1 protein-coding gene is annotated in these 20,532 nt (G+C 75.1%); it reads left to right on the top strand.

The features are described from left to right. The first annotated feature begins 1,990 nt into the window (after window positions 1–1,990). Window positions 1,991–20,284, top strand: coding sequence for a non-ribosomal peptide synthase/polyketide synthase (locus VGC13_RS07565; protein ID WP_331124625.1), 18,294 nt, complete (start codon window positions 1,991–1,993; stop codon window positions 20,282–20,284). The last annotated feature ends 248 nt before the right edge of the window (window positions 20,285–20,532 follow it).

Raw genomic sequence — 20,532 nt, 5'->3', positions numbered from 1 at the left:
TTGCATGTAGATGTTTGATGTTTATCTGGAGGTCGCTGATTGTAATCCCGGACCGGAATGAAGAGCACAGGTACGGGTCCGGCGGACCGGGTATGGACGCGAGCCGACGGTAGATTCCTCGGCCCTGCAACCGGCGGCGCGACCGACCGATTGCGCTCGGAATGACAGCCCGGGTTTCGTTCAATTCAACAGGGTGCACGTGGCGCCGCTGGACTGCATGGAAAACACCTGGCCACCCCAATCTGTCATTCCGAGGGAGCGCACACCCAGCACCCTGCCTGACGACGGAACCCGGCGCGCGACCGAGGAATCTACTTTCCGCCTCCTCGTGGCCTGCCGCGATACCCCGCACTGGCCCTGACTGGCTGTTTCGCCGCCGCGGCGTTGGTGCGGGCTGCCGCGTCCAGCCTCGCACGAGCCGACGGTAGATTCCTCGGCCCTGCAACCGGCGGCGCGAGCGTCCGATTGCAGCGCGGCCGGGCCTCGGAATGACAGTCCTGTTCGTCCAGCAGGTGCGCGGAGTGCCGCTGGACTGCATGGAAAACACCTGGCCACCCCAATCTGTCATTCCGAGGGAGCGCACGCCCGGCACCCTGCCTGACGACGGAACCCCGTGCGCGACCGAGGAATCTACTGTCCGCCTCCTCGTGGCCTGCCGCGATCCCCCCGCACTGGCCCTGTCTGGCTGTTTAGCCGCCGCGGCGATGGTGCGGGCTGCCGCGTCGGGCCTCACACGAGCCGACGGTAGATTCCTCGGCCCTGCAACCGGCGGCGTGATCGTCCGGTTGCGGCGTGGCCGGGCCTCGGAATGACAATCCTGGTTTCATCCAGCAGGGTGAACTGGGCGCCGCTGGACTGCATGGAAAACACCTGGCCACCCCAATCTGTCATTCCGAGGGAGCGCACACCCGCACCTTGCCTGAACACGGAACCGGTGCGCGACCGAGGAATCTACTGTCCGCCTCCTCGTGGCCTGCCGCAACGCCCCACACTGGCCCTGTCTGGCTGTTTCGTCCCCGCGGAGATGGTGCGGGCTGCCGCGTCCGGCCTCACGCGAGCCGACTGTAGATTCCTCGGCCCTGCAGCCCGCGGCGCGATCGGCCGGTTGCGGCGTGGCCGGGCCTCGGAATGACAGCCCGGGTTCGTTCAACAGGGTGCACGGGGCGCCGCTGGACTGCGTGGAAAACACCTGTCCACCCCAATCTGTCATTCCGAGGGAGCGCACACCCGGCATCCTGCCTGACGACGGAACCCGGCGCGCGACCGAGGAATCTGCTGTCCGCCTCCTCGTGGCCTGCCGCAACGCCCCACACTGGCCCTGTCTGGCTGTTTCGCCGCCGCGGCGATGGTGCGGGCTGCCGCGTCCGGCCTCGTGCCAGCCGACGGTAGATTCCTCGGCCCTGCAACCTGCGGCGTGAGCGTCCGATTGCAGCGCGGCCGGGCCTCGGAATGACAGCCCGGGTTTCGTTCAACAGGGTGCACGGGGCGCCGCTGGACGCAGGAAGGCAAAGTCGGCGGTGACTTTCCGGGTTCGGCGACATCCTCTCAGAGTGACGGCGATCATCCGGCTCTCGGCGTGACAGCGATCATCCGGACGCGGCTTCGGGGCTCGGGGTTGGAGTGCGTTCACGACGCGTCCCGCGCTGACGGAGAGGCGGGGCCGAATCCCCAAACGTTTGGCCTGACTCCGCTGTTCCCACGCCCGTTTTGTGCCTCGGAGAGCACAGTGTTGTGCTTGTGTGATTTCCGTTAAACGCCTATATTCGCCCGCCCCGCAGAGCACGCGCGCGCACGGGAAGCGCCGGTCCGGGCGGCCATGCGCATCGGCGTGATCCAGAGCGAGCGCGGACAACGCGCTCGGCACCTGGTCTCCGTTGCAACCGAGGCATCCGAATGCGCCGCAGGTGGCGCATTCGGCGTATGCGTTTGGAGATGACGCCGCTCGGCTCGCGGCGGCTCGCATCGCTCACTGAGCTCCCGGTCCCACGACGTGGATTCCGCTGTCTCGCATCCGCTGCGCATCTTTGGCCCCGGGCCGGACGCGCAGGCCGCATATTGGCGCTCCCGCCTTGCGGGGGCGCCGGCGCTGGCGCTTTCCACGGACCGCCCCCACCCGCCGGCGGCGCCCCGCTGCACCGCCGAACACGCCTTTTCGCTTTCCGCCGGCACGGCCGCGGCGCTGCGCGCGCTCGCCCGGCAGGAGGGCGCGTCGGCGTCCACCGCGCTGCTGGCCGTGTTCGACGTGCTGCTCGCCCGCTGGTCGGGGCAGACGGACCTCGTCGTGGGCGTAGCGGCGGCGGAGGGGGAGGATGCCCTGCCGGTGCGGGTGGACCTGGCCGGCGATCCGTCGTTCCGGTCGCTGCTGGCGCGCGTGCAAGAGGCCACCGCCGGCGCGTTCGCCCACGGCGGGGTGCCGGTCGGCCCGCTGGCGCGGGAGCTGGGGATGGAGGCGGAGGCGGGGCGGCATCCGCTGTTCCAGGCGCGCTTCGCGTTCGATGGCGGCGCGGCGGACGCGGGGGAAGATGCGGCGGGGCTGGACCTGTCGCTGCGGATCGCCCCGGAGGCGGAGGAGCTGCGCTGCGTGCTGCGGTACGCGCCCGAGCTGTTCGACGCGGCGACGGCCGGGCGGATGGGCGAGCACGTTCGCACCCTTGCGGATGCGGCCGCGGCGGATCCCGACCTGTCCGTCTTCGCACTGCCGATGCTGGCGGACGAGGAGCGCGCCCGCATCGCCACCTGGGAAACCGAGCCGCTCCCCGCGGACGCGCCCGAGGCCTTTCCCACGCGCTTCGCGGCGCAGGCCCGGCGGACCCCGGAGGGTGCTGCGCTCCTCTGGGGTCAGCATAAAATCACCTACGCGGAGCTGGAGGCGCGCACGAGCCGCCTCGCCAACCACCTCCGCGCGCTCGGGGCGGGGCCGGAGGCGCGCGTGGGCGTGTGCCTGGAGCGCACGCCGGAGCTGATCGTCGCGCTGCTGGGCGTGCTGCGGGCCGGCGCGGCGTACGTGCCGCTGGAGCCGCACCTTCCCGACGGCCGCATCGCCACCGTCCTGTCCGACGCGGGCGCCACGCTGCTCATCACCAGCGCGGCGCGGGCCGCATCCCTCCATCCTCCCGCCGCCTGCGCCGTCCTGCGGATGGACGACGCGGAGGTGCGCGCGCGGATCGACGCCGAATCCGCCGCCGCGCCGCGGATCGGCATCCACCCCGAGTCGCTGGCGCACGTCATCTACACCTCCGGATCTACCGGAACGCCCAAGGGGGTGATGATCCGCCACCGGAGCGTGGCCGTGCTGCTGTCGTGGATGCGGAAGGCCTTTCCGCTGGCACCGGGGGCGAAGGTGCTGGCGAGCACGTCCGCCGGCTTCGACGTGCACGTGGCGGAGGTGCACCACACCCTTGCCAGCGGTGGCGCGCTGGTGCTGGCGCGGGACGCGCTGTCGCTCGCGGAGCTGCCGGCGGAGATGGGAGTCGTCCAGGCCAGCATGGTGCCCACGGCCGCGCGGGAGCTGCTGCGGCTGGGCGCCCTGCCGGGGACGCTGCGCCGCCTGAACCTGGGCGGCGAGCCGGTGCCCGCGGACCTGGCCCGCGACCTGTACGCCGCCGGCGTCCCGGAGGTGCACAACCTGTACGGGCCCACGGAAGACACCACCTACTCCACGCACGCCCTGATCCCGCGCGACGGCCGCGTCACCATCGGCCGGCAGATCGGGGGATCGCGGGCGTACGTGCTGGACGCGCGGCTGCGCCCGGCACCGACCGGCGTGACCGGCGACCTGTACCTGGCGGGCGAGGGGGTTTCGCGCGGGTACCTGGCGCGGCCGGGGATGACGGCGGAGCGGTACCTGCCCGATCTCCGCGTTCCCGGCGAGCGGATGTACGCCACCGGCGACCGCGCCCGCTGGCGCGCGGACGGCGAGCTGGAGTACTTCGGCCGCGGCGACTTCCAGGTAAAGGTGCGCGGCTACCGCATCGAACCCGGCGAGATCGAAGCGGTCCTTCGCGGCCACCCGGGCGTCGCCGACGCCGTGGTCGCGGCGCGGGGCGCGGAGTCCGCGCGCCGCCTGGTGGCGTGGGTGACGGCGGACGGTGACGCCGCGCCCTCCGCCGCCGAGCTGGCGGAGTGGGCGGGCGCGCGCCTTCCCGCGTACATGGTGCCGGCCGCGTTCGTGGCGGTGGACGCCTTTCCGCGGACCTCCAGCGGCAAGGTGGACCGCAGGGCGCTGCCGGATCCGGACTTCGGCGCGCCGGCGGCGGCGTGGGTGGCGCCGCGCACGCCGGCGGAAGAGGTGCTGGCCGGCATCTTCGCCGACGTGCTGGGGGTGGAGCGCATCGGCGCGGAGGACGACTTCTTCGGCTTGGGCGGGCACTCGCTGCTGGCGACGCGCGTGGTTTCGCGCGTCCGCGAGGCGTTCGACGTGGAGCTGCCGCTGCGCGCCGTCTTCGACGCGCCCACGGTGGCGCGGCTGGCGGCGCGGATCGCGGGGATGGAGGGCGGCACCGCGCTTCCGCCGATCGTCCGCGTGGACCGCGGACGCGCGCTGCCACTGAGCTTTTCGCAGCAGCGGCTGTGGTTCCTGGAGCAGCTGCGGCCGGGCGGGTCGGCGTACAACGTTCCCGTGGCGCTGCGCCTGCGCGGCGTGCTGGACGTGGGGGCGCTGGAGCGGACGCTGGGCGAGATCGTCCGCCGCCACGAGGCGCTGCGCACCTCCTTCGCCGTCCAAGGCGACGAGCCGGTGCAGGTGATCGCCCCCGCGGCGGACTTTCACCTGCCGGTGGAAGAAGCAACGGAGGCGGAGCTGGACGCGCGGCTGCTGGCCGAAGCGGAGCGGCCCTTCGACCTGGCCCGCGGGCCCCTGTTCCGCGCGCGGCTCTTCCGGACCGCGCCGGACGCGCACGTGCTGGCCCTCACCGCGCACCACGCGGTGACGGACGGGTGGAGCGTGGACGTGCTCTGGCGCGAGCTGGAGGCGCTGTATCCCGCGTACGTGGTGGGGGAGCCTTCGCCGCTGCCGGAGCCGGCGGTGCAGTACGCCGACTTCGCCGTGTGGCAGCGCGCGCACCTGGCCGGGGTGATGGACGCGCAGGCGGCGTACTGGAAGGCCGCGCTGGCCGGCGCCCCGCCCGCGCTGGAGCTGCCCACGGACCGCCCGCGCCCCGCCGTCCGCGGCGAGCGTGGCGCATCCCACGCGTTCGTTCTGCCCGCGGAGTCCGCCTCCGCGGTGCGGGCGCTGGCGCAACGGGAAGGCGCCACGCTGTACATGACGCTGCTGGCGGCGTTCTCGGCGCTCCTGGGCCGCTACGCCGGGCAGGAGGACGTGGTGGTCGGCTCGCCGGTGGCGGGAAGGACGCGGGCGGAGACGGAGGGGCTGATCGGGTTCTTCGTCAACACGCTGGCGCTGCGCACGGACCTGTCGGGCGACCCCGGCGCCGCCGCGCTGCTGCGCCGCGTGCGCGAGGCCACGCTGGGCGCGTTCGCCCACCAGGAGGTGCCGTTCGACCGCGTGGTGGAGGAGCTGGGCGGCGCGCGGGACCTGTCGCGCACCCCCGTCTTCCAGGCGCTGTTCGTCCTGCAGGAGGGCGCGGCGCCGCCCGCGCTGCCGGGGCTGGAGGTGGCCCCCGCCGCGCTGCGCACCCAGACGGCCCGCTTCGACCTGGCGCTTTCGGTGGAGGAGGCCGAGGGCGGCGCGCTGCGGGGGGTGCTGACGTACGCCGCCGAGCTGTTCGACGCGGCGACCGTCCAGCGGATGGCGGGGCACCTGCGCGCCCTGCTGGAGGAGATGGCGGCGGATCCCTCGCGCCGGCTGTCGGAGATCGCGGTGCTGGCGCCGGAGGAGCGGGCGGCGCTGGCGGAGTGGAACGCCACCGGCGCCGCGCATCCGTCCGCCGGGATCGCCGCGCTGTTCGAAGGGTGGGCGGAGCGGACGCCGGACGCGCCGGCGGTGGCGTGCGAAGAGCGCACCCTTTCGTACGCGCAGGCGAACGCGGCCGCCAACCGGCTGGCGTACCACCTGCGCACGCTGGGCGCGGGGCCGGAGTCGCGGGTGGGCATCTGCCTGGAGCGGGGGATTCCGGCCATCGTGGCGCTGCTGGGCGTGCTGAAGTCCGGGGCCGCCTACGTTCCCGCCGATCCCGCCTGGCCGGCGGAGCGCATACGCTACACGCTGGCGGACGCGGGCGTCTCCCTGGTCCTCACGACCACCGCGCTGGCGGAGCTCGCCGGCGCGGACCCCCTGCGGACCATTCTGCTGGACGGCGACGCGAAGCAGATCGCGGCGCACCCGTCCACCACGCTGCCGTCGCTCACCCGGCCGGAGCAGCTGGCGTACGTCATCTACACCTCGGGAAGCACGGGGCGGCCCAAGGGGGTGATGATCGAGCACCGCCAGCTGCAGAACTACGTGCACGGGGTGCTGGCGCGGCTGGACCTGCCGGACGGGTCGTCGTTCGCGACCGTTTCGACGCTGGCGGCGGACCTGGGGAACACCAGCGTGTTTCCGGCGCTGTGCACGGGCGGCGCGCTGCACGTGGTCACCCACGCCCGCGCGACGGACCCGGAGGCGTTCGCCGCGCTGATGCGCCGCGCGCCGGTGGACGTGCTGAAGATCACGCCGTCGCACCTGGCCGCCCTCCTTTCCGCCGGGGAGCCGGCGGACGTGCTGCCGCGCGCCCGGCTGGTGCTGGGCGGCGAGGCGTCGCGGACGGAGTGGATCCAGACGGTGCGCGGGATGGCGCCGGGGCTGCGCATCGTGAACCACTACGGGCCCACGGAGACCACCGTGGGCGTGCTGACGCATGCGGCGGACGAGGCGATGGACGCCGGCGGAACGCTGCCGCTGGGGCGGCCGCTGGCCAACGCGCGCGTGTACGTGCTGGACGCGCACGGCCGCGCGCTGCCGGTGGGCGTCGCCGGCGAGCTGTGCGTGGGCGGGGCGGGGGTGGGGCGCGGCTACCTGGCGCGGCCGGGGATGACGGCGGAGCGGTTCGTCCCCGATCCGTACGCGCCAGGGGCGGGCGCGCGGATGTACCGCACGGGCGACCGCGCGCGGCGGCGGGCGGACGGGGCGATCGAGTTCCTGGGGCGCGTGGACGACCAGGTGAAGATCCGCGGCTTTCGCATCGAGCCCGGCGAAGTGGGCGCGGCCCTGGCGCGCCACCCGGGGATCCGCGAGGCGGTGGTGGTGGCGCGCACGGAGGGCGGCGAGACGCGGCTGGCGGCGTACTTCGTCCCCGCCGCCGACGCGCCCGACGCGGCGGAGCTGCGCGCGTGGCTGCGGCGCGGCCTGCCGGACGCCATGGTGCCGTCCGCCTTCGTGGCGCTGGACGCGCTGCCGCTGACGGCCAACGGCAAGGTGGACCGCCGCGCGCTCCCCGCGCCGGCATGGGCAGACGCGTCCGCGGCCGGCGCCGCGCCGCGCACGCCGGCGGAGGAGGTGCTGGCGGGGCTGTGGGCGGAGCTGCTGGGGGCGGACCGCATCGGCCCGGACGACGACTTCTTTGCGCTGGGCGGCCACTCGCTGCTGGCCACGCGGATGCTGTCCGCCATCCGCCGCCGGTTCGGCGTGGAGGTGCCGGTGCGCGCGCTGTTCGAGGCGCCCACCCTGGCCGGGCTGGCGGCGCGCATCGTCCAGGCGCAGGCACGGGGCGGCGATGCGGCACCGCCGGTCGTCCCCGTGGACCGCGGCCGGCCGCTGCCGCTGTCGTTCGCGCAGCAGCGGCTGTGGTTCCTGGACCAGCTGGCGCCCGGCAGCCCGTTCTACAACATGCCGTACGCGCTGCGGCTGGCGGGCGTGCTGGACGTGGCCGCGCTGGAGCGCGCCATCGGCGCCCTGGTCGCCCGGCACGAGTCGCTGCGCACCTCCTTCGCCGGCGCGGACGGCGAGGCGGTGCAGCGCATCGCCCCCGCCGTGCCCTTCGTGTTGGCGGTGGAGCCGGTGGCGGACGAGGCGGCGGCGGGGGAGGCGGCGCGTGAGGAGGCGCTGCGGCCGTTCGACCTGGCGGCCGGGCCGCTGTTCCGCGCGCGGGTGCTGCGGGTGGCGCAGGACGATCACCTGCTGCTGCTGACGCTGCACCACGTGATCGCGGACGGGTGGTCGCTGGACGTGCTCTTCCGCGAGCTGGCCGCGCTGTACGCGGCCTTCGCCGAGGGGCGCGACGCGGGGCTGCCGCCGCTGCCGGCGCAGTACGCCGACTACGCGGTGTGGCAGCGGCGGTGGCTGGAAGGCCCGGTGCTGGACGCGCAGCTGGCGTACTGGCGGGGGGCGATGGCGGGCGCCCCGCCCGCGCTGGAGCTGCCCACGGACCGTCCGCGCCCCGCGGCGCTCACCTTTCACGGCGCGGTGCACCCGTTCCACCTCCCTGCGGAGGTGGCGCAGGGCGTCCGCACGCTGGCGCGGACGGAGGGCGCGACCGTCTTCATGACGCTGCTGGCGGCGCTGGACGTGGTGCTGGCGCGCTGGTCGGGGCAGGAGGACGTGGTCGTCGGCTCGCCGATGGCGGGAAGGACGCGGCCGGAGCTGGAGGGGATGGTCGGGTTCTTCGTCAACACGCTCCCGCTGCGGACGGACCTGGGCGGCGACCCGTCGTTCCGCGCGCTGCTGGGGCGGGTGCGCGGCGCCACGCTGGGCGCCTACGGGCACCAGGAGCTCCCCTTCGAGCGGCTGGTGGACGCGCTGGAGGTGGCGCGCGACCCCGGCCGCAACCCGCTGTTCCAGGTGACGTTCGTCGTGCAGAGCGAGCCGCGGGAGTTCCGCGCCGGGGGCGTGCGCGGCACCGCGCGCGAGGTGGAGAGCGGGACCGCCAAGTTCGACCTGACGCTGGCCGCGCAGGAGCGGGCGGACGGGCTGGCGTGCGCCTGGGAGTACAACACCGGCCTGTTCGACCCGTCGACGATCGAGCGGCTGACCGCGCACCTGTCGCGGGTGATCGCCGCCGCCGTGGCCGATCCGGCGCGCCGCATCGGTGACATCGACCTGCTGGGCGGGGACGAGCGCGCCGTGCTGGCCGGCTTCAGCGCCGCGCCGCCGCTCGCGGGGCGGGTCGCATCGTTCCCCACGCTGTTCGCGGCCCGCGTACGCCATGCGCCGGACGGAATCGCGCTCGTGCACGGCGGCGAATCGATCACCTACGCGGAGCTGGACGCGCGGGCCAGCCGGCTGGCGAACCACCTGCGGCGGCTGGGCGTGGGCCCGGACGTGCGCGTGGGCCTCTGCCTGGAGCGCACGCCGGAGCTGGCCGTCGCCGCGCTGGCCGTGCTCAAGGCCGGCGGCGCGTACGTCCCCGTGGAGCCGTTCTACCCGGCCGGCCGCATCGCGTCCATCATGCGCGACGCGGGCGCGGCGCTGTTCATCGGCCAGGCCGCGCGGGCGGACGAGATCGAGCTTCCCGCGTCGTGCCGGGTGCTGGCCCTCGACCTGCCGCGCGTCCGTGGCGCCATCGACGCGGAATCCGCCGAATCCCCCGCGATCGCCATCCATCCCGACACGCTGGCGCACGTCATCTACACCTCCGGGTCCACCGGAACGCCCAAGGGGGTGATGATCCGGCACGGCGGCGTGGCCGCGCTGCTGGCGTGGACGCGCGAGGTGTTTCCTGTGGCGCCGGGTGAGCGGGTGCTGGGCGCCACCTCGTTCGGGTTCGACGTGCACGTGGCGGAGCTGCACCACACGCTGGCCTCCGGCGGCACGCTGGTGCTGGTGCAGAACGCGCTCTCGTTCGCCGAGCTGCCGGCGGACGCGGGGATCGTGCAGGCGAGCATGGTGCCCAGCGCCGCGCGCGAGCTGCTTTCGCTGGGCGCGCTGCCGGGGACGCTGCGGCGGCTGAACCTGGGCGGCGAGCCGGTGCCGCCGGACCTGGCGCGCGACCTGTACGCCGCGGGCGTGCCGGAGGTGCACAACCTCTACGGCCCCACGGAGGATACGACCTACTCCACGCACTCGCTGATCCCCCGCGACGGGCGGGTGACGGTGGGCCGGCAGATCGGCGGGACGCGCGCGTACGTGCTGGATTCGCGGCTGCGGCCGGTGCCGCTGGGCGTGGTGGGCGACCTGTACCTGGCGGGCGCCGGCGTGTCGCGCGGCTACCTGGCGCGGCCGGGGATGACGGCGGAGCGGTACGTTCCCGATCCGCACGCCCCCGGCGAGCGGATGTACGCCACGGGCGACCGCGCCCGCTGGCTGGCCGGCGGCGAGATCGAGTACCTGGGGCGCGCCGACTTCCAGGTAAAGGTGCGCGGCTTTCGCATTGAGCTGGGCGAGATCGAGTCCGTGCTGCGCGCGCACCCCGCGGTGGCCCAGGCGGCGGTGGAGGTGCGCGGGGCGGAGGCGGCGAAGCGGCTGGTGGCGTACGTCGTTCCCGCATCCGGCGCCGCGGTGGTGGACGCGGAGCTGGCGGAGCACCTGAAGGCGCGGCTGCCGGAGTACATGGTGCCCTCCGCCTTCGTGGCGATGGAGGCCTTTCCCCGCACCTCGTCGGGGAAGCTGGACCGCAGGGCCCTGCCGGAGCCGGACGCGCCCGCCGCGGGGGACGGGTTCGTGGCGCCCGGCACGCCCACCGAGCAGGCGCTGGCCGGCATCTGGGCCGACGTGCTGGGGGTGGAGCGCGTGGGCGCGGCGGACAACTTCTTTGCGCTGGGCGGGCACTCGCTGCTGGCCACCCGCGTCGTGGTCCGCATCCGCGACCTCCTGCGGGTGGAGGCGCCGCTGCGGGCGATCTTCGACGCGCCGGTGCTGGCGCAGCTGGCCCGGGCCGTCGACGCCATGGAGCGCCGCGACGTGCTGCCGCCGGTGCTCCCGGTGCCGCGCGACCGGCCGCTCCCCCTGAGCTCGGCGCAGCGGCGGCTGTGGTTCCTCGACCAGATGGAGCCCGGGCGCGCCACCTACAACCTTCCCGCCGCCCTGCGCCTGCGCGGGCCGCTGGACGCGGCGGCGCTGGAGCGCGCGCTGGCGGCCGTCGTGGAGCGCCACGAGGCGCTGCGGACGGTCTTCCGCGCCGGGGCGGACGGCGAGCCGGTGCAGGTGATGGAGCCCGCCGGCGGGTTCGCGCTGCCGGTGGACGACCTCGTCCCGGTCCCCGCCGAGGCGCGGGAGGCGGAGGCGCGGCGGCGCGCGGCGGACGAGGCGGCGGCGCCGTTCGACCTGGCGCGGGGGCCGCTGTTCCGCGCACGGCTGCTGCGGCTGGCGGCGGACGACCACGTCCTGCTGGCCACCCTGCACCACGCGGTGAGCGACGGGTGGAGCATGGGCGTGCTATGGCGCGAGCTGGGCGCGCTGTACGGGGCACACGCGGGCGGCGCGCCGACGGAGCTGCCGCCGCTGCCGGTGCAGTACGCGGACTTCGCCGCCTGGGAGCGCACCCATCGCGACGGGCCCGCGATGGACGCGCAGCTGCGCGGGTGGCGCGAGCGGCTGGCCGGCGCCCCCGCCGCGCTGGACCTTCCCGCGGACCACCCGCGTCCCGCCGTGCAGAGCGGCCGGGGCGGCAGGGTGGAGGCGGCGGTGGACGCGGGGACGGCGGCGGGGAGCCGCGCGCTGGCCCGGGCGGAGGGCGCCACGCTCTTCATGGCGCTGCTGGCCGCCTTCGACGTCCTGCTCGCGCGCTGGTCGGGGCAGGAGGACGTGGTGGTGGGCTCGCCGGTGGCCGGAAGGACGCGCGGCGAGCTGGAGGGGCTCATCGGCTTCTTCGTCAACACGCTGCCGCTGCGCACGGACCTGTCCGGCGAGCCGACGTTCCGCCAGCTGCTGGCGCGGGTGCGCGAGACGGTGCTCGAGGCGCACGCCCGCCAGGACGTGCCCCTGGACCGGATCGTCGAGGCGCTGAAGGTGCCGCGCGACCCGGGCCGCTCGCCCCTGTTCCAGGCCGTCTTCGTGCTGGCGGACGACGGTGCGCCGCCGGTGCTGCCGGGGGTGCGGACGGAGTGGATGGACGGCGAGCGCGCCGACGCCAAGTTCGACCTGACGCTGGCCATGCGCGAGGCCGGGGACGGCCTCCGTGCCACCCTGGAGTACGCGGCGGAGCTGTTCGACGCATCCACGGCGCAGCGGATGGCGGAGCACCTGCGCGTGCTGCTGGACGCGGCCGTGGCGGACCCGGACCTTCCCGTCAACGCGCTGCCGATGCTGGCGGAGGCGGAGCGCGCCCGGATCGCCACCTGGGAGACGGAGCCCCGTCCCGCCGCCGCGCCGGAGCCGTTTCCCGTGCGCTTCGCCGCGTGGGCGGCGCGGACGCCGGACGCGGTGGCGCTCCTCTTCGGTGACGAGCGGATCACCTACGCGCAGCTGGACGCGCGCGCCAGCCGCATCGCCAACCACCTCCGCGGGCTGGGCGCCGGGCCGGAGACGCGCATCGGCGTGTGCCTGGAGCGCACGCCGGAGCTGGTCGCCACGCTGATCGGCGTGCTGAAGACCGGCGCCGCGTACGTTCCGGTGGAGCCGTACTTTCCCGCGGAGCGCATCGCCTCCGTCCTGGCCGCTTCCGGCGCGGCGCTGCTGATCGCCAGCGCGGAGCGGGCGGCGTCCGTCTCGCTCCCCGCGTCGTGCGGCGTGCTGGCGATGGACGACCCGCGCGTCCGTGGCGCCATCGACGCGGAATCCGCGGAATCGCCCGCGATCGGCATCCATCCCGAGACGCTGGCGCACGTCATCTACACGTCGGGGTCGACGGGAACGCCCAAGGGGGTGATGATCCGGCACGGCGGCGTGGGCGTGTTCCTGTCGTGGATGCAGGGGCGCTTTCCCGTGGCGCCGGGAGAGCGGGTGCTTGGGTCCACCTCCGTCGCGTTCGACGTGCACGTGGCGGAGGTGCACCACGTCCTCTCGTCGGGCGCCACGCTGGTGCTGGTGGAGAACGCGCTGTCGCTGGCGGAGCTGCCGGCGGACACCGGCATCGTGCAGGCGAGCATGGTGCCCAGCGCCGCGCGCGAGCTGCTGGCCCTGGGCACGCTGCCGGGGACGCTGCGCCGGCTGAACCTGGGCGGCGAGCCGGTGGCGCCAGACCTGGCGCGCGACCTGTACGCGGCCGGCGTGCCGGAGGTGCACAACCTGTACGGGCCCACGGAGGATACCACCTACTCCACGCACTCGCTGATCCCGCCGGACGGCCGCGTGACCATCGGGCGGCAGATCGGCGGGTCGCGGGCGTACGTGGTGGATGCGTGGCTGCGGCCGGTGCCGATCGGCGTGATCGGCGACCTGTATCTCGCGGGCGAAGGGCTGTCGCGCGGCTACCTGGGGCGGCCGGACCTGACGGCGGAGAAGTACGTCCCCGATCCGCGCGTCCCCGGCGAGCGGATGTACGCCACCGGCGACCGGGCGCGGTGGCGCGCGGACGGGGAGCTGGAGTACTTCGGCCGCAGCGACTTCCAGGTGAAGGTGCGCGGCTTCCGCATCGAGCTGGGGGAGATCGAGGCGGTGCTGCGCGCGCACCCCCGCGTAGCGGAGGCGGTGGTCGTGGCGCGCGGGGCCGAGGCGTCGCGGCGGCTGGCGGCGTACGTCATCCCCCGCGACGGCGCGGCGCCCACGGCGGCGGAGCTGGCGGCGCACCTCAAGGAGCGGCTGCCGGAGTACATGGTGCCCGCCGCGTTCGTGTCAATGGACGCGTATCCCCGCACCTCGTCGGGAAAGGTGGACCGGCGCGCGCTGCCGGAGCCGGAGACGCCCTCGGAGGGCGACGAGTTCGTGCCGCCGCGGACGGCGGCGGAGCGCGCGCTTGCGGCCATCTGGGCGGATGCGCTGCGGCTGGAGCGCGTGGGCGCCACGGCGCACTTCTTCGAGCTGGGCGGCCACTCGCTCCTGGCCACGCGCGTGGCGTCGCGCATCCGCGACACCTTCCGGGTAGACCCGCCGCTGCGGCTGATCTTCGACGCGCCGGTGCTGGCGGACCTGGCGCGCCACATCGAGGCCATGGACGGGCAGACGGGCTTTCCCCGCGTGGTCCCCGTGCCGCGCGACCGCCCCCTGGCCCTGAGCTCGGCGCAGCACCGGCTGTGGTTCGTGGACCGGCTGCAGCCGGGGAGCGCCGCGTACAACATCCCCGCCGCCCTGCGCCTGCGCGGCCCGCTGGACGCGGCGGCGCTGGAGCGCGCCTTCGGCGGCCTGCTGGCGCGGCACGAGGCGCTGCGCACCGTCTTCGCCGTGGACGAGGCGTCGGGCGAGCCGGTGCAGGTCATCCATCCCCCCGCGCCCTTCCGGCTGCCGGTGGAGACGACCGATGTGGCGGATGCGGACGCGGAGGCCCTTCGCGCGGCCGCCGCGGAGGCCGCCGTGCCCTTCGACCTGGCGCGGGGGCCGCTGTTCCGCGCGCGCCTGCTGCGGCTGGGCGCGGACGACCACCTGCTGCTGGTGACCGTGCACCACGCCGTGAGCGACGGGTGGAGCATGGACGTGACGTGGCGCGAGCTGGAGGCGCTGTACGCCGCCCACCTGCAGGGGGCCGAGCCCGCGCTTCCGCCGCTGCCCGTGCAGTACGCGGACTACGCGGCGTGGGAGCACGCCACCAACGACGGCCCCGCGACCCGCGCGCAGCTGCGCTGGTGGCGCGAGCGGCTGGCCGGCGCCCCGGCGGACCTGGAGCTGCCGGCGGACCGCCCGCGCCCCGCCGTGCGCGGCGACCGCGGCGGCGGGGTGGCGGTGGACGTGGGGGAGGGGACGCTGGGGGCCTTCCGCGCGCTGGCGCGTTCGGAGGGGGCCACGCTGTTCATGGCGCTGCTGGCGGCGTACCAGGTGCTGCTGGCGCGCTGGTGCGGGCAGGACGACGTGGTGGTGGGCACGCCGGTGGCCGGACGGACGCGCAGCGAGCTGGAGGGGCTCATCGGCTTCTTCGTCAACATGCTGCCGCTGCGCACCGACCTGTCCGGCGACCCCACCTTCCGCGAGCTGCTGGCGCGGGTGCGCGACACCGTGCTCGAGGCGCACGCCCACCAGGACGTGCCCTTCGACCGCATGGTCGAGGCGCTGAAGGTGGTGCGCGACCCCGCCCGCACCCCGCTCTTCCAGGTGCTGTTCCTGCTGGAGGAGGACACCGGGCTTCCCGCGTTCCCCCGGCTGCGGGCGGAAAAGGTGGAGCCCGAATCCGCCACCGCCAAGTTCGACCTGACGCTCACCGTCCGCCCGGGCGCGGAGGGCGGGCGCGCCGTGCTGGACTACGCCGCGGAGCTGTTCGACGCGGCGACGGTCGAGAGGATGTCGGAGCACCTGCGCGTGCTGCTGGACGCCGTGGCGGCGGACCCGGACCGGCGCCTTTCCACCCTGCCGCTGCTGGCGGATGGGGAGCGCGCCCGCATCGCCACCTGGGAGACGGAGCCGCTCCCCGCGGACGCCGCCGACGCGTTCCCCGTGCGCTTCGCGGCGCAGGCGCGGCGCACGCCCGGCGCGGCGGCGCTCCTCTCTGGCGACGAGCGGATCACCTACGCGGAGCTGGACGCGCGGGCCAATCGCCTGGCGAACCACCTGCGCCGCATCGGCGTCGGCCCCGAGGTACGCGTGGGATTGTGCCTGGAGCGGACGCCGCTGCTGGCCACGGCCGCCATCGCCGTGCTCAAGGCGGGGGGCGCCTACGTCCCCGTGGAGCCGTACCTGCCGGCGGACCGCATCGGCGCGGTGCTGCGGGATTCGGGGGCGTCGCTCGTCCTGACCACGGCGGGGGCGGTGGATGCGGTGGACCTGCCGGCGGGGTGCCACGTGCTGGCGCTGGACGCGGACGAGGTGCGCGCCGCGACCGACGCGGAATCTCCGGAACCGCCCGCGATCGGCATCCATCCCGATTCGCTGGCGCACGTCATCTACACCTCCGGGTCCACCGGCACGCCCAAGGGGGTGATGATCCGGCACGGCGGCGTGTCCGCCTTTTTGGGATGGATGGCCGAGGCGTTTCCCATCGCCCCGGGCGAGCGGGTGCTGGGCGCGACGTCGTTCGGGTTCGACGTGCACGTGGCGGAGCTGCACCACACGCTGGCCTCCGGCGGCACCCTTGTCCTGGTGCAGAACGCGCTGTCGCTGGCGGAGCTGCCGGCGGACACCGGCATCGTCCAGGCGAGCATGGTGCCCAGCGCCGCGCGCGAGCTGCTGGCGCTGGGCGTGCTGCCGGGGAGCATCCGCCGGCTGAACCTGGGCGGCGAGCCGGTGGCGCCGGACCTGGCGCGCGCGCTGTACGACGCGGGCGTGCCGGAGGTGCACAACCTCTACGGGCCCACGGAGGATACGACGTATTCCACGCACTCGCTGATCCCCCGCGACGGGCGGGTGACCATCGGCCGGCAGATCGGCGGGACGCGGGCGTACGTGGTGGACAGACAGCTGCGGCCGGTGCCGATCGGCGTGATCGGCGACCTGTACCTCGCGGGCGAGGGGCTGTCGCGCGGATACCTGGGGCGCCCGGACCTGACGGCGGAGAGGTACGTCCCCGATCCCCGCGCCCCCGGCGAGCGGATGTACGCCACCGGCGACCGGGCGAGGTGGCGGTCGGACGGGGAGCTGGAGTACTTCGGCCGGTCGGATTTCCAGGTAAAGGTGCGGGGCTTCCGCATCGAGCTGGGGGAGATCGAGGCGGTGCTGCGCGCCCAGCCCGGCGTGGCGGACGCGGCGGTGGCGGCGCGCGGGGCCGAGGCGTCGCGGCGGCTGGTGGCGTACGTCATCCCTCGTGACGGTGGCCCGGTGGACGGCGCGGCGCTGGCGGCGGGGCTGCGCGAGCGGCTGCCGGAGTACATGGTGCCCAGTGCCTTCGTGGCGATGGACGCGTTCCCGCGCACCTCGTCCGGCAAGCTGGACCGCCGCGCCCTGCCGGAGCCGGTGCTGGCCGCGGCCGGGGACGGCTTCGTGCCGCCGCGCACGCCGACGGAAGAGGCGCTGGCCGCCATCTGGACCGAGGTGCTGGGCGTGGACGCCGTGGGCGCCACGGAGAACTTCTTCGACCTGGGCGGCCACTCGCTGCTGGCCACTCGCGTCGTCGGACGGGTGCGCGACGCGTTCGGGGTGGAGCTGCCCGTGCGCGTGCTGTTCGAGGCGCCGGTGCTGGCCCAGCTGGCGCTGCGCATCGACGCGGCGGACGCGGGGACGGGGCCGCGGCCCATCCGCCGCGTCGCCCGGCGCGAGAACGTGCCGCTGAGCTTTGCGCAGGCGCGGCTGTGGTACCTGGACCAGCTGCAGCCGGGCCAGGCCACCTACAACATGCCGTTTCCGCAGCGGCTGCGGGGCGCGCTGGACGTGGCCGCGCTGGAGCGCGCCCTTGGCGAGGTGGTGCGGCGGCACGAGGTGCTGCGGACCACGTTCGCGCTTCCCGAGGGGAGCGACGAGCCGGTGCAGGTCATCCATCCCCCCGCGCCCTTCCGGCTGGCGGTGGAGCCCGCGCCCGCCGGCGAGCCCCCCGACGCCGCGGCCGTGCGCCTGGCCGCGGAAGACGCGGCCGCCCCGTTCGACCTGGCGCGCGGGCCGCTGTTCCGCGCGCGGCTGGTGCGGCTGGACGTGGACGACCACCTGCTGCTGGTGTGCCTGCACCACACCGCCAGCGACGGGTGGAGCATGGGGATCCTGTGGCGCGAGCTGGAGGCGCTGTACGCCGCCTTCACCCGCGGCGAGACGGCGTCGCCGCTGCCGCCGCTGCCCATGCAGTACGCCGACTTTGCCGCGTGGGAGCGGGCGGAGCGCAACGGGCCGGCCATGGCCGCGCAGCTGGCGTGGTGGCGGGAGCGTCTGGCGGGCGCGCCGGCGGCGCTGGACCTGCCGGCGGACCACCCGCGCCCGGCGGCGGAAAGCTCGCGCGGCGGGATGCACCTGTCGTTCGTCCCCCGCGCCACGGCGGACGGGCTGCGCGCGCTGGCGCGGCGCGAGGGCGCCACGCTGTTCATGACGCTGCTGGCCGCCTTCGACGTCCTCCTTGCCCGCTGGTCGGGGCAGGAAGACGTGGTGGTGGGCTCGGCCGCGGCGGGGCGGTCGCGCAGCGAGCTGGAGGGATTGATCGGGTTCTTCGTCAACGCGCTGCCGCTGCGGACGGACCTGGGCGGCGACCCCACCTTCCGCGAGCTGCTGGCGCGGGTGCGCGAGACGGTGCTCGAGGCGTACGGCAGGCAGGACGTGCCCTTCGACCGGCTGGTGGAAGAGCTCAAGGTGCCCCGCGACCCGGGCCGCTCGCCGCTCTTTCAGGCCATGTTCCTGCTGGCCGACGCGGACGCGGGACCCACGCTGCCGGGGGTGCGGGTGGAGGCGGTGGCGGGCGACTCCACGACAGCCAAGTTCGACGTGACGCTGGCCATGCGCGAGGTGCCCGAGGGCCTGCGCGCCACGCTGGAGTACGCGGCGGACCTCTTCGATCCCTCCACCATGGAGCGGATGGCGGGGCACCTGCGCGTGCTGCTGGGTGCCATCGCCGCGGACCCCGACCGCCGCATCTCCACCCTGCCGCTGCTGACGGGAGAGGAGCGGCTGCAGCACGCCACCTGGCACGCCGGCCCGCCCCCCGCCGCCGATCGGCCGTCCTTTCCCGCGGCGTTCGCCGCGCGCGTGCGCCAGGCACCGGAGGCGGTGGCGGTCGAGTTCGGCGGCACGCGCATCCCCTACGCCGAGCTGGACGCGCGGGCAAACCGGCTGGCCAACCACCTGCGGCGGCTGGGCGTGGGCCCGGAGGTGCGGGTGGGGATCTGCCTGGAGCGCACGCCGGAGCTGATCGTCGCCGCGCTGGCCGTGCTCAAGGCGGGCGGCGCCTACGTCCCCGTGGAGCCGCACTTTCCCCCGGAGCGCATCGCGGCGGTGATGCGCGACGCCGAGGCGGGCGTGCTCATCGCCACCGCCGCGCGGGCGGCCGCGGTCGCGCTCCCCGCGTCGTGCCGCGCGCTGCGGGTGGACGCGGACGAGGTGCGGTCCGCCATCGGCGCGGAATCCGCCGAGCCACCCGCGATCGGCATCCACCCCGAGACGCTGGCGCACGTCATCTACACCTCGGGATCGACGGGAACGCCCAAGGGGGTGATGATCCGGCACGGGAGCGTGGCATCGTTCCTGGCCTGGACGCGGGAAGCCTTTCCGCTGGCGCCGGGGGAAAAGGTGCTGGGATCCACCTCCATCGCCTTCGACGTGCACGTGGCGGAGCTGCACCACGCGCTGGCCTCCGGCGCCACGCTGGTGCTGGTGGAGAACGCCCTGTCGCTGGCCGAGATGCCGCGGGACGCGGGGATCGTGCAGGCCAGCATGGTCCCCGGCGCCGCGCGCGAGCTGCTGGCCCTCGGCACCCTGCCGGGGAGCATCCGCAGGCTGAACCTGGCCGGCGAGGCGCTGCCGGCGGACCTGGCGCGCGCGCTGTACCAAGCGGGCGTGCCGGAGGTGCACAACGTCTACGGGCCCACGGAAGACACCACCTACTCCACGCACGCGCACGTCCCCGCGGGGGCGGACCGCGTGACCGTGGGGCGGCCCTTCCGCGGGCGGCGCGCGTACGTGCTGGACGGGGCGATGCGGCCGGCGCCGGTGGGGGTGGCGGGCGACCTGTACCTGGCCGGCGACGGCGTGGCGCGCGGCTACCTGGGGCGGCCGGGGATGACGGCCGAGAAGTTCGTCCCGGACCCGTTCGGCGGGGCGGGGGCGCGGATGTACGCCACCGGCGACCGCGCCCGCCGGGTCGCCGACGGGGAGATCGAGTACCTGGGCCGGGCCGACTTCCAGGTCAAGGTGCGCGGCTTCCGCATCGAGCTGGGCGAGATCGAGGCGGTGCTGCGCGCCCACCCCGCCGTGGCCGACGCCGTGGCGCTGGCCCGGGACGGCGGGGGCGGCAGGCGGCTGGTGGCGTACGTGGTCCCGGTGGAGGGGCGCACGGCGGACGCGGCCGAGCTGGCGGCGTTCCTTCGCGGGCGCCTGCCGGAGTACATGGTCCCCTCGGCCCTGGTGGGGATGGAGGCCTTTCCGCGCACCACCTCCGGAAAGCTGGACCGCAAGGCCCTGCCCGAGCCCGGCCCCGCGCCGGAGGCCCGCGCGTTCGCCGCGCCGCGCACGCCCACCGAGCAGGCGCTGGCGCGGGTGTGGGCGGAGGTGCTGGGGGTGGAGCGCGTGGGGGCGGACGACAACTTCTTCGACCTGGGCGGCCACTCGCTGCTGGCCACGCGGGTGATGGCGCGCATTCGCCAGGAGCTGCGCGTGGAGCTGCCGCTGCGCGTGGTGATCGAGGCGTCCACGCTGTCGGCGCTGGCCGCGCGGGTGGATGCCGGCCGCACCTCCGGCCCCGCCGCGCGCACCCCCATCCGCGCGGCGGACCGCGGCGCCTTCCGCGTCCGCGCCGCCGACCTGGGCCCCGCCGCGCCGGAGGGATGAACTGAATTGGGGTACAGAGGAACAGAGGAACAGGGAAGACCTCTGTTTTCTCTGTTCCTTTGTACCCCAATTCTTTTGCGGATCCGGTGTGACGCAGGAGAGCAGGGAAGCGGAGCGGCATTCTCTGCTTCTTCTTGCTTCCTCCGCGTGTGGATCGTCTCCGGCCTCCACCGCATCCTTTCAGGAAAATCAACGCGCGCTCCGGATCGAATCGACCCGAAGCGGAGGCACGCGAACGGGGTGCAATG

Origin of the sequence: Longimicrobium sp. (assembly GCF_036399255.1) — a bacterium.
Lineage (GTDB): Bacteria > Gemmatimonadota > Gemmatimonadetes > Longimicrobiales > Longimicrobiaceae > Longimicrobium.
Note: the sequence above shows the minus strand (reverse complement) of the source record. Positions and strands in the feature narration are given on the sequence as shown.